This is a genomic window from Lentibacter algarum (genome assembly GCF_018860975.1).
Taxonomy (GTDB): Bacteria; Pseudomonadota; Alphaproteobacteria; order Rhodobacterales; family Rhodobacteraceae; genus Lentibacter; species Lentibacter algarum_A.
Map to the genome: position 1 here is coordinate 1 of NZ_JAHKQI010000007.1, position 11,631 is coordinate 11,631.

General features: G+C 54.8%; 12 protein-coding genes and 2 pseudogenes. 6 read left to right on the top strand and 8 right to left on the bottom strand.

Annotated features, from left to right (window positions below):
* Positions 1 to 277 precede the first annotated feature (277 nt).
* The 3 genes and pseudogenes from KO498_RS09285 to KO498_RS09295 form a co-directional block, all read right to left on the bottom strand.
* Positions 278 to 1,216 carry a tryptophan 2,3-dioxygenase gene (locus KO498_RS09285; RefSeq protein WP_215959634.1) on the bottom strand — a complete coding sequence of 313 codons (939 nt, stop codon included), beginning with the start codon at positions 1,214 to 1,216 and terminating at the stop codon, positions 278 to 280.
* A gap of 7 nt (positions 1,217 to 1,223) precedes the next feature.
* Positions 1,224 to 2,081 (bottom strand): alpha/beta hydrolase, encoded by an 858-nt coding sequence (locus KO498_RS09290; RefSeq protein WP_215959635.1) that lies wholly within the window; start codon positions 2,079 to 2,081, stop codon positions 1,224 to 1,226.
* A gap of 3 nt (positions 2,082 to 2,084) precedes the next feature.
* Positions 2,085 to 3,029 (bottom strand): annotated as a pseudogene (locus KO498_RS09295) (aminotransferase class V-fold PLP-dependent enzyme); the annotation flags it as partial.
* Between the two features lie 55 nt (positions 3,030 to 3,084).
* Between KO498_RS09295 and KO498_RS09300 the strand changes: the two are divergent.
* Entirely contained in the window at positions 3,085 to 3,792 is a 708-nt protein-coding gene (locus KO498_RS09300; RefSeq protein ID WP_215959636.1) for an IS6 family transposase, read from the top strand.
* Positions 3,793 to 3,867: 75 nt separating this feature from the next.
* On the opposite strand, the gene KO498_RS09305 is transcribed toward KO498_RS09300, so the two are convergent.
* Genes KO498_RS09305 through KO498_RS09320 form a run of 4 tightly spaced genes read right to left on the bottom strand, consistent with a single transcriptional unit; the run spans position 3,868 to position 5,800 of the window.
* A complete protein-coding gene (locus tag KO498_RS09305) occupies positions 3,868 to 4,548 on the bottom strand; it encodes a GntR family transcriptional regulator (protein ID WP_215959637.1) in 681 nt (226 codons plus the stop codon).
* Entirely contained in the window at positions 4,545 to 5,174 is a 630-nt protein-coding gene (locus KO498_RS09310; protein ID WP_215959638.1) for a nitrile hydratase subunit alpha, read from the bottom strand. The genes KO498_RS09305 and KO498_RS09310 overlap by 4 nt, the downstream gene beginning before the upstream one ends.
* 3 nt (positions 5,175 to 5,177) lie before the next feature.
* Positions 5,178 to 5,501, bottom strand: a complete 324-nt coding sequence (locus tag KO498_RS09315; protein WP_215959639.1) for an SH3-like domain-containing protein — start codon at positions 5,499 to 5,501, stop codon at positions 5,178 to 5,180.
* A gap of 8 nt (positions 5,502 to 5,509) precedes the next feature.
* The gene (locus tag KO498_RS09320) at positions 5,510 to 5,800 is read right to left on the bottom strand and encodes an SH3-like domain-containing protein (RefSeq protein WP_215959640.1); all 291 of its coding nucleotides are present in this window, start codon (positions 5,798 to 5,800) and stop codon (positions 5,510 to 5,512) included.
* A 168-nt stretch (positions 5,801 to 5,968) separates the two neighbouring features.
* Between KO498_RS09320 and KO498_RS09325 the strand changes: the two genes are divergently transcribed.
* The 5 genes from KO498_RS09325 to KO498_RS09345 all read left to right on the top strand — a co-directional run bounded on the left by KO498_RS09325 (position 5,969) and on the right by KO498_RS09345 (position 11,247).
* Positions 5,969 to 7,162: an amidase gene (locus KO498_RS09325; protein ID WP_215959641.1), complete on the top strand. Its 1,194-nt coding sequence runs from the start codon at positions 5,969 to 5,971 to the stop codon at positions 7,160 to 7,162.
* Positions 7,163 to 7,182: 20 nt separating this feature from the next.
* Complete coding sequence (locus tag KO498_RS09330) at positions 7,183 to 8,268, top strand: TRAP transporter substrate-binding protein (RefSeq protein ID WP_215959642.1); 1,086 nt, start codon at positions 7,183 to 7,185, stop codon at positions 8,266 to 8,268.
* A gap of 71 nt (positions 8,269 to 8,339) precedes the next feature.
* Positions 8,340 to 8,792 carry a TRAP transporter small permease subunit gene (locus KO498_RS09335; protein WP_215959643.1) on the top strand — a complete coding sequence of 151 codons (453 nt, stop codon included), beginning with the start codon at positions 8,340 to 8,342 and terminating at the stop codon, positions 8,790 to 8,792.
* Positions 8,792 to 10,108 carry a TRAP transporter large permease gene (locus KO498_RS09340; RefSeq protein WP_215959644.1) on the top strand — a complete coding sequence of 439 codons (1,317 nt, stop codon included), beginning with the start codon at positions 8,792 to 8,794 and terminating at the stop codon, positions 10,106 to 10,108. Before KO498_RS09335 ends, KO498_RS09340 begins: the two co-directional genes overlap by 1 nt.
* Positions 10,102 to 11,247: a DSD1 family PLP-dependent enzyme gene (locus KO498_RS09345; protein WP_215959645.1), complete on the top strand. Its 1,146-nt coding sequence runs from the start codon at positions 10,102 to 10,104 to the stop codon at positions 11,245 to 11,247. The genes KO498_RS09340 and KO498_RS09345 overlap by 7 nt, the downstream gene beginning before the upstream one ends.
* A 62-nt stretch (positions 11,248 to 11,309) precedes the next feature.
* Here KO498_RS09345 and KO498_RS18465 read toward each other — a convergent pair.
* Positions 11,310 to 11,631, bottom strand: a pseudogene (locus tag KO498_RS18465) (DDE-type integrase/transposase/recombinase); the annotation flags it as partial.

Genomic DNA, 11,631 nt, shown 5'->3' on the forward strand with positions numbered 1-11,631 from the left:
ATACCAACGGACGGCGCACAGAATGATCGCATGCGGAAAGCGATGGTGTTTGAACTGAGATTTGCGTCGCATGCTCGACCTCAAAAACCAAAACTTGCCGCGCGCAGGCGATTAATCCAACAGTCCCTTTCAAAGCGTTTAGCTACCCTTTTCACGCGAAAGCCAGACACGACGAAATCGGCGGCTATGACCTCACTATTTGGTAGCTAAAGAAGCGCGTGAACGAATGTCATCTGACTGCCAAAGCGCCCAAGAGAGCGCTTTGGTGGCTTGCGATCTACATTTCAGTGCGGATTTCCCAAAGCTCAGGGAATAACCTGTGTTCGGTGACATGCTGCAGCCAACCCACCCCAGCGGAGCCACCAGTGCCGGGCTTGTATTCGATGATTTTGTGGACAGAGGTATAGTGGCGCCAGCGATAAAACGAAATCTTTTCATCTATTCCAACCAAGGCTTCTGCCAACCTGTATTCGACATTATCAGAATAAGGTTTTTCATATACTTTGAGCCATGCCGCGCGGACGGAAGCGTTCGAGGCGTAGGGTTCGGACCAATCGTGATCTAGCGCGTCGCTGTCAATATCATGGCCAGCACGATGAAGGGCCTTAATGACTTCGTCGTAAAGTCCGGGGGATTCCAACGCTTCTTTCATCGCCGGCCAAACGTGAGGAACGTTTTTATGCGCTGTTGCCAGGCGTTTTGATTTGTTCCCCAGTATGAATTCCACATGGCGGTACATGAAGGAAAGCTGCCCAGAGGCTGTCGAAAGGTGGTCACGGAACTGATTGAAGCCTTCGGTCGTGATGGTCGACAGCACGTTCCAAGAGTCGGCGATGTAATCGACATATTTTCCGGCCCGAACCATGATCGTCAGCGCGTCCTCGAATTTGTCTTGTTTGATTAGTTCACGGGCATTGAACAGTTCAAAGTGTAGGCCCCTGAAAAGCAGCTCTTTGACCTGACCCATGACGAAAAAGCCCATCTCGTCATACCCATCGCTGCGCGGGTGTTGCAGGGACAAGAGTATGTCGATGCTCTGGTAGTCGATGTAAGGATTGGCGTTACCAGCGTATTCAACCAAAGGCGTGCCACCGGTTTCTTTGACCGTTGCCTCACGGCTTTCGTTGGTTGTCTTACCCATGGGGCGCGGGTCAAGCGAAGTGTTAACTTGGCTTGCATCAATAAGGTCAGGGAACACGGGCTTAAAACGTGGCATTTCTGGTCTATCCTTTCATGAGGGCGGAGGTGTGCCGTCCGAGTTTGCTGTCATTTGCGAGATCAAAGACAATATCGAAGTGGTTGCGTGCATCCACTTCAAGGGTTTCAACAGGTCGCTTTGCCGACTGCAGGAGCGAAGCGAAATATCGGCTTTGGCGTTTGAATTCCTGAGTTTCTTGAACACCCCATGCGACTACTGTTTTTGGAAAATCGCCAAGGTCGTGTAAGGCAGGGCTGTTACGTTTTGCCTCGGCTAAATCCATTCCAACGGCATCGTTCACATAGGTTCCAAGAAGGGGCTCCAATTCGTAGACACCCGATAGAAGTACAACGCCGCACGGTTGCTTATCTGCCGGCAGCTCCAAGCAGCACATGGCTGCCAGTTGCGCACCAGCCGAGCTACCAGACAGAACAATGCGCTTGGGGTCGACGCCTAGGTTGGCGGCGTTGTCCATCAGCAGAGTTATCGCCCTGACGCATTCCGCCACGATTTTGCTGATGCGGGCATCAGGTGTGAGGGTGTAATCGATGGCCGCATACCCATAACCTTGCGCCAAGGTTTGGGTGGCCGCAAAGAACGAGTCCTGTTTAGAGAGTTGCTGCCAATACCCGCCATGAATGAAGACGTGCAGTGGCACGGGGCCGCTTGCCGTTGGCATGACTATGTCCAATGTATTGGCCGGCTTTGGCCCATAGCGGAGCGTTTGGAACTCTGGATGCGCGCTGTAGGCTTTTGCACTTTCGTCGATATAGCGCTGAATGAACGGCGTCAGGTCGCCATCTGGCAAAGCTTTGCTAGGAGAGTACGCATCGGCGCGGGTCTGATCATCCATCCCGCGCCATTGTGGGGTCGCGTTGCCCATGGGTCAGGTCACTGCCGAACGAACTTGGAAACGATCTTCTTTCCACGTCTCATTTTTCAGAATCTCTTCAAGAATTTCTACGGCCTTAAGGATGTCGGTTTCATCAATGAACAAGGGCGTGATCCCAAACCGCATGATGTCTGGTGCGCGGAAATCGCCGATCACTTTGCGTTCGATCAGGGCCTGCATGCACGGATACCCGTTTTCGAAGCGGAATGAGACATGGCTGCCGCGCTCTTCTGGATTGCGGGGACCTGCGAAAGTTACGCCAGGGCATCGAGCTTCGACTTCGCGGATGAACAGTTCCGATAGCTCGATTGAACGGGCGCGCAGATCATCCATGTTGACATCATCCCATGCATCCAGCGCAACGCTGAGCAGCGAGAAACTTGCGATCGATGGCGTTCCGATCCGCATACGATCAATTTTGCCGGGCATCGGGCGGAAGTCGGTGTCAAAGGCGAATGGTGCCTCATGAGCATACCAGCCGGACAACGCAGGCTCGACGGTGTCGATTAAACGCGGGGCGACATATATGAACGCTGGCGCGCCGGGGCCCGCATTGAGGTATTTATAGGTGCAACCGACAGCGAAATCGACGTCTGCGCCTGCCAGATCAACAGGGACCGCACCTATGGAGTGAGCCAAGTCCCAGACGACAACAGCTCCAACCGAGTGGGCCTTTTAGATAACGGCTTTCATGTCGTGCTTGCGACCTGTGCGATAATCCACTTCGGTCAGCATAACGACGGCGACGTCCTCGGTAATCCCTGCCACGACATCTTCAGGTTCGGGGATACGCAATTCGTAGCCTTTGTCCTTTAGGTTCATCAGCCCCTCAACCATGTAGAGATCTGTGGGAAAGTTTCCGCTGTCAGACAAAGTCACGCGGCGGTCAGGAACCATAGCAAGACCAGAGGCCACGGCCTGAAAAACCTTAATCGAAAGGGGACTGTTGGATTAATCGCCTGCGCGCGGCAAGTTTTGGTTTTTGAGGTCGAGCATGCGACGCAAATCGCAGTTCAAACACCATCGCTTTCCGCATGCGATCATTCTGTGCGCTGTCCGTTGGTATTTGCGGTTTCCGCTATCCTATCAGGACGTGGTGGATCTGCTCGCAGAACGCGGGATCACCGTTGATCGGTCGACCGTGTATCGATGGGTGATCAAGTTTGGGCCAGAGATCACCAAACGAACGGAAAAGTACCTGCGCCGGGCCAGCGTCGATTGGCACGTTGACGAGACCTATATCCGCGTCGGCGGTAAGTGGCGCTATCTGTGGCGTGCGATCGATGCAAACGGGCAAATGGTCGACTTCCGGCTCACCGCAAGGCGGGATGCGAAAGCGGCCAAAGCCTTTCTGAACAGGGCGATTGAGCGCGCCCGGCTACACAGACCGGTCACGATCGTAACGGACAAGGCCCACTCATATCGACGGGTAATCCGCGAGATCAATCACCACTATGATCCAGATTTTGACAGCATCCTGCACATCGATAGAAAGTGGCAAAACAACCTGATCGAGAGCGACCACGCCTCGATGAAACGCCTACTGGGATACCGCCAAAGTTTCCGACCTTTGCGAACAGCCAAGGCGACGCTCAGCGGCATCGAGACCATCCGAACAATCAAACGCGGCCACATCCATCAAATACAACCAGGTGTCAAAGGGGAGATCCAGTTTATCGGCCAACTGTTCGAAGCTCCATGACCAACCACATCCACCCAACAACAAACTGACCTAAGCCGAATAACGCAACAGTCCCGTTCGGAGGCTGTGGGCAACTTAAGAACCGAGGGAAAGCCTTGACCCAAGGACCGACATGACCATCCGTTCCACCTCGTCAATGTGGTGCAATATTTGTTGCGCCGCTTGCGCGGTATCGCCAGCCTCATAGTGCTCGACGATCGCGGAATGCTCAAGCTGGGCTTGTCGCCCGTAATCAACTGTTGTCCAGAGCATACAGGAATATCGATCGGCTTTTCGATAGAGGCCGTTGATGAAATCCAGAAGGATATCATTGCCACAGGGCTTGTAGAGGCACAGGTGAAATTTCCAGTTTAGATCGACAAGCACCATATTGTCGGTCTCGTTGGCTGCCTGTTTGATAATCTCTTTGGCCTGCACAGCTGCTTCGCTGACCGGGTTTTCCATCGCTTGCTGAACGGCCATAACCTCAAGATTGCGGCGAAGCACCCAAATGTTCTTGAAATCATCGACACCGATGCTGGCAACGAATGCGCCGCGATTTGCGATCTGTTCGACCATGCCTTCGAAACTTAACCGCTGCAATGCTTCGCGAACCGGAATGGGGCTGACGTTAAGCTCGTTTGCCAGTTCGGTCTGGCGCAGCTGCATACCAGCCGGATACGACCCCTCCAAAATGCGTGAGCGGATGATCTGGGATATGCGACTTGCCGTCGATTCCTTGGTAAAACCAGATGGTTGTGCCGTTGGAACACTCATGTGACAGGCACGTTCAACCGAGTCACGCCAATCATGCTGTCGCGGGTCACAAGTCCTGCCAGCTGCTCTTGTGTCATGCCATCGGATCCTGCGGGGCGCTCGGGCAAGACCAGATAACGACAATCCGCGGTGCTATCGACAACTTGCAGCTTTTTGTCCTGCGGCACAGTTGTTCCGAATTCGGCCAGAACATCACGGGGTTCCACAACGACACGTGCGCGGTAATTGCGCGATTTGTACCAAACCGGCGGCGGGCCGAGGATGGGACGTGGATAGCACGAACACAATGTGCAGACGACGACGTGGTGCACGTCACCCGTATTATCAAGAAGCACAAATTTCGGATATGCGGGCATCGCGATACCCACCTGCCCAGCGGCGGCCTGTAAATCAGTGCGCGCCAGATCAAGATAGTCGGGATCATCCCAACACCGCGCGATAATCTTGGCGCCCTCGGTCGGGGTGCGACCATCCATATCTTCGATTTGTGCTGTGACCTGCGCGGTCGTCAGAATATCTTTGTCATCAAGCACTTTCAGAACTTGATCCAGTAGGGCCGCGAAAGCAGGACGTGGTTCGCTATGATCGCGCGAGACGGGGTGGTCGTGGGGGTGATCGTGGGGCATGGGTCAGTTTCTCTTGTCGGAATGTGTGGGGGAATGGGTCAACCAATGTTCGAACACCTCGACCAACAGGCTGTCGGTGGCGTCCTCGGAATAGGATGTCCAGATATCGGACAGCTTGATTTCAACCCAGTAAAGTGGCGAGGCCGGCAAACCAGAGCCGCCATAGGCGAGGTCTTCTGGATTTCGAAAATGGCCAATTGACGACGTGATCCGACCCGCAGCACCACGGACATATTGCGGTGTGCGGCAATGGCCCAACGCAGCGTCATCCTTGATCATAACCTGTTGCCCGACGTGAAACTTGGGTTGGCAGCCTGGGTTTTGCATTGAAACTCTCAACTTTTTGCCTGCGGGATATCAAATGTCCCGTCTTCAACGTAGCCCTTTTCAATTAGCAAAAGCGACATCGCCTTCAGCCATCTCTCATAATAGCTCAGTCCGAAATAGTCGGCTTCTGAAAAACTCTCCACGGTTCTTCGCACTTCGTCCATCGTAAAAGCATTCGCCTTTGGGCCAGTCAGCAAAGCATACAAAGCATCCACACGTTTGTCGAAGAATGTCGGCTCATGTTCTGTCTGATCAATCTTGCCAGCGGGCAGACCGCCTAGGTCATGGGTTCGCGACATGCGTAAATTCTCCTCTTTCATCGGTTTAGGTGCCCAAGAAGGCATCATTGCCATTCTGCGTGAAACTATTCAAGAAAATTGCTTGATACAATATAATATATAATATTTAGTCTCATTATTGATGGGCACATATGGCCCGTCGCAACACTGTCGACAGCGAGGCAAAAGTTGAAAAGTAGCCCAGAAAACCCGGATTTCGAAGCAACGGAGGCAACGCTGAGGGCATTTGTTTTTATCGCGCCCGAGCGATCCGAACCCACCGAAACGGACCTACCGCTCGCAGGATGTACACTGGCAGTAAAAGACTTGTTTGACGTCCAAGGAATGCCGACCTCTTACGGCTCGCCCATTTATGCGGATCGTATCGCGACCCAAACGGCAGATGCGGTAAAACGCGCGCAAGCCGCTGGTGCTACGGTGGTCGGCAAAACCGTCACGACCGAATTTGCAACCTTCAAACCCGGCCCGACAACAAACCCTCAAAACCCGGCCTATACCCCAGGAGGATCCTCCAGCGGATCAGCGGCGGCAGTGGGTGCGGGGTTGGTCAGCCATGCGATTGGCACGCAAACCGCAGGATCGGTCATTCGACCTGCCGCGTTTTGTGGCGTCGTCGGCTTTCTGCCGTCCATGGGGCTGGTTAGCCGCGACGGGTTAAAGGTCGTCTCCCCCACCCTCGACAGGATCGGTGTTTTTGCCCGTTCAGTTACAGGCGCACATGATTTAGCCGCGGTGATTGCAGACCTTCCCGCCACAGGCCGCAGCAACACAGGCCCCAATCGCGTCGGATTTTTCGCTGATGACACGTGGTCCGATGCTGACAGCGCAACCAGAAATGCAATGCGCGCGCTACGGGACACCGTGACAGCCACCGGCGATGTCATTGTCGATCTGGGGGATGGGCGGCGAATTCACGATCTGATCGCGACGCAAAGCGACCTTATGCAATGCGAGGTCGCCCGCTCTCTCGCGCCAGAACTGCGCAATCACGCTGACCTGATTTCTGACCAGCTTACAGCGTATTGCGAGGCGGGCGCAAAGTTGAGCGACGCACAATATGCCGCGGCCTGCCAAATTGGCGAAGCTGGCCGTGCATGGATCGCGGACCTGTTCGAAACCGTAGATGTCATCGCATCCCCGTCTGCGCGCACCTTGCCGCCATTGATGCAAGACGGAACAGGCGATCCTTACGTAAATCGCGCTTGGTCACTTCTTAACGTGCCGTGCATCACAATGCCCACCGCGCCGCATGACAGCGGGTTGAAGGGTGCGATCCAGCTTGTCGGGGGCATTGGCCAAGACCTGCACCTCATTTCCATCGCCGAACTCTACGAAGAACGAGTCTTACTAATAAGACCTTAACCCAACAGAAAGGACATAAAATGAACAGAAGACAGATAATAACCGGAGGTGCCGTCGCGCTTGGCGGGGTTGCCTTGGCCGCCCCAAATGTCGCACGCGCACAAGAGACATTTAACTGGAAAATGACGACAGCCTATCCACCCAGCCTGCCGATGTATTCGGTCGGACCGGGAAGCCTGACGGACCTGACTGACCGCATTCGTGCCATGTCAGGCGGGCGGCTCAACATCGAAGTGTTCCATGGCGGCGAACTTGTCCCCGCGTTTGAAGGGTTCGATGCGGCGCAGGCCGGTATCGTGGAATGCAACGGCTGGGTGTCCTATTTTGGTGCGGGCAAACGCCCGTGGGCGCAGTTCTTTGGCGGCGTGCCGTTTGGCATGAACTATCAAGGCCAGAACGCGTGGATGTACGAAGGCGGCGGCCTGGAACTTTGGCAGGAGCTCTATGCGGATGTCGGCATGGTGCCCTTTCCGTGTGGCAACACCGGCGTTCAGATGACTGGCTGGTTCAAGGAAGAAGTCAACACGCTTGCAGACCTGCAAGGGCTTCAAATGCGCATTCCGGGGCTGTCCAGCCGCATCTACGCCGCCGTCGGCGTCGACGTGAAGCTGCTGCCCCCAGCCGAGATTTTTCCGGCACTTGAGCGTGGCGTTATCCAAGCCGCCGAATGGGTTGGTCCCGCACAGGACAAGATCCTCGGGCTGCATAACGCTGCGACGTATTACTACACCACCGGTTGGTCCGAGCCGAACAACGTGGTGGAATTCGCGGTCAACAAAGCGGCATGGGAAACCTTGCCAGAGGATTTGCAGCATATCGTGCGCAATGCCTGTGCGTCGACCAACGTTAGGTCACAGGCATGGTCCGAGGCCGTGAATGGCGAGGCCCTTAAAGATCTTGTCGAGAACGAAGGTACGCAGTTGCGCACGTTGTCCGACGAAATTCTTGAAGGTTTGCGCGCGGCTGCGCCCGGTGTGCTTGAGGAATTGGGGGCAGGCGATCCATTGTTTGCGCGTGTTCGTGACCACTACTTTGACTTCAAGGCGAAACACGACGCGTGGACCGATATCAGCGAAGGCCAGTGGCACGCGCGCGTGCGAGGGTGATGGGTTTGCAGATTTTTCTGAAACTCGCTGATCTATGCGAAATCATTGTGACCTTCCTTGGGAAGGTCGCAATGGCTTGCGTTCTTGGCGTCATCTTTGTCGTCGCTTCAAATGTGCTGGTGCGCTACTTTTTCGGGACTGGCACGGTGTGGACCCAAGAACTGGAATGGCATCTGCTGGCGGGCGTTGCGACCTTGGGCATGGCCTATACCTATCAACAGGGGCAGCACGTTCGCGTTGATATGATTTACAAACCCGCGGGTCCGAAGACCAAAGCCGCAATTGATCTCGCGGCCGCGATTGCAACGTTCGTGATCGCTATTTTGATCTGCTATTATGCTGTGCCTTATATCCTGCAATCTTGGTCGGGCCGCGAAGGCTCTGCTGATCCCGGCGGTTTGCCGATGCGCTATGCGTTAAAGGCGATGATCCTTGTCGGGTTTATCAGCCTCGCCCTCCAGGCCTTTGCAGAAATCGTGCGCAAAACTGACATCTTGATAAATCGCGAAGGGGCGGCGGGCTGATGGATTACCATATCTTATTGATGTTGGGGACGTTCTTTGCCCTGTTGATTGCAGGCTTTCCCGTGGCGGTGGCCATTGCCACAGCTGGGTTTGTGTTTGGATTTATGGGCCTTGAGGGCAAATTGTTCAGCTTGATCCCGCACCGCATTTATGGCGTGATGACCAAATATGAATTCGTCGCCATTCCGCTTTTTGTGTTCATGGGCGTCGCCCTTGAAAAGTCCCGCATCGCTGAAGATTTGCTAACTGTCATCGGCCTTGCCATGGGCGGTCTTCGTGGCGGGCTGGGCATTGCGATCGTTTTGTGTGGTGTGATCCTTGGCGCGGCGACGGGCATTGTCGGCGCAACGATTGTGACGCTAACCCTGCTCACACTTCCGGTTCTGCTGTCGCGCGGATATTCCAAAAGCCTGTCGTGCGGTTTGATCTGCGCGTCCGGCACATTGGGTCAAATCATCCCGCCTAGTCTGGTGTTGATCCTAATGGCCGACATCGTCGGTCTGTCTGTTGGTACATTGTTTGCGGCGGCTGTCGTTCCGGGCATGCTGCTGGCTGTATTGTTTGTGGGCTACCTCCTTCTCCTCGCCGTGATTAACCCCACTGCTGTCCCCGCGATCAACGCCGCCGAACGAGCCGAGACCAGCCCGATGCAGTTGATCAAGAAACTGTTTTTGGTGGTCGTTCCGCCCGCTGTTCTCGTGGTTTTCGTCCTTGGCTCTATCATCGGGGGCGTTGCCGCCCCGACCGAAGCTGCTTCAATCGGGGCTGCGGGTGCGCTGGTGATCGCCGCGATCTATGGTCGTTTGAATTATGAACTTGTGCGTGCGGCAACCAAAACCACGCTGATTATCTCCAGCATGATATTTTTCATTCTGCTGGCAAGTCAGGTGTTTTCCCTTGCGTTTCGCGGTTTGGGTGGAGAGCATTTCGTCAAAGGACTGTTTGACGGTGTGCCAGGTGAATTGACAGGGGCCATCTTGTTTTTGCTTTTGATCATCTTCGTGCTTGGCTTCTTCATGGAATGGATCGAAATCAGCTACATCGCGCTGCCGATCATGTTGCCGTTCTTTTACGCGCAGGGCGTCGATATGGTCTGGCTGTCGATGCTGATCGCAGTGATCCTGCAAACCTCTTTCCTAACCCCGCCGTTTGGTTGGTCGCTGTTCTTCTTACAAGGCGTCGCCCCCAAAGAAATTGAGATGTGGGATGTCTACAAAGGCGTTATCCCTTTCATCCTGATTCAGCTTTTGGTGGTGGCGTTGGTCTTTATGTTTGATGAGCTGGTTCTTTGGCTTCCGAGGGTGATAGGATGGTGAGCGTGAATAAACCAAGGCTGGGGTATGAAGTGCCTGCCCAAATCGGCATGGCCGAGGCGGATGTCGAAACGCCTGCGCTGGTCATTAATCTAGATGCGTTTGAAAGAAACCTGCGCAAGATGCGTGACATTGCCAAAGCGCACGGCGTCGCCCTGCGTGCCCATGCAAAGGCGCATAAATCTGCTGGTGTCGCGCATCAACAAATGAAAATCGGCGGCGCGCATGGGTTCTGTTGCCAGAAGGTGTCCGAGGCCGAAGCGCTGGTCAACGAAGGCATCGATGATATTCTTATATCAAACCAGATCGTCGCGCCCGCCAAGATTGATCGCCTGATGCAGCTGGCCAAACGCGCAACCCTTCGGGTCTGTGTAGATGATCTGCGTAACGTCAAAGATTTGTCCACTTCGGCGCAAACACATGATGTCACGCTGGGCTGCCTTGTCGAAATTGACGTGGGCGCGGGCCGTTGCGGGGCCAATCCCGGTGCCGCTGCAGGCCGGATCGCCAGCGGTATTGATGCCGCCCAAAACCTGCGGTTTGACGGGCTGCAAGCCTACCATGGGCCCGCCCAACACTTCCCCCAAGCAGCCAAACGCGAAGCCGCCTTTGCTGAGATGCTCGACAAAGTAAAAGCCACCATTGCGGACATCAAAACCCGTGGATTGGACTGCGCGATTATCAGTGGCGCGGGCACAGGGACGTTTGAGATGGAGGCCGCATCGGGCATTTATACCGAGCTTCAGGCCGGCACCTATTGCTTCATGGATGCCGCCTACATGGGCGTTCGAACCCAGGACGATCAACCTGCCGTGCCCTTTGAAAATGCGCTGTTTGTGGCCAGCACCATAATGTCAGCGGCGCGCAGCGGAACGGTGATCTGCGACGCGGGCCACAAAAGCCACGCGGTTGATTCCGGTCTGCCCCTTTTGTTTGACGCAGACGGGGCACGTTATGTCGCATGCAATGACGAACACGGCATGATCGACGATCCAAAAGGCGTGCTGGATTTGCACGACAGGATACGCTTGATCCCCGGTCACTGCGATCCAACCTGCAATCTGCACGATTATCTCATCGGCGTTCGCAACGGCGTCGTCGAAACAGTTTGGCCCGTGACAGCACGCGGCAAACTGCTCTGAAACAGTCGGGACTGTTGCGTTATACGGCTTAGGTCAGTTTGTTGTTGGGTGGATGTGGTTGGTCATGGAGCTTCGAACAGTTGGCCGATAAACTGGATCTCCCCTTTGACACCTGGTTGTATTTGATGGATGTGGCCGCGTTTGATTGTTCGGATGGTCTCGATGCCGCTGAGCGTCGCCTTGGCTGTTCGCAAAGATCGGAAACTTTGGCGGTATCCTAGTAGGCGTTTCATTCAGGCGTGGTCGCTCTCGATCAGGTTGTTTTGCCACTTTCTATCGATATGCAGGATGCTGTCAAAATCTGGATCATAGTGGTGATTGATCTCGCGGATTACCCGTCGATATGAGTGGGCCTTGTCCGTTACGATCGTGACCGGTCTGTGT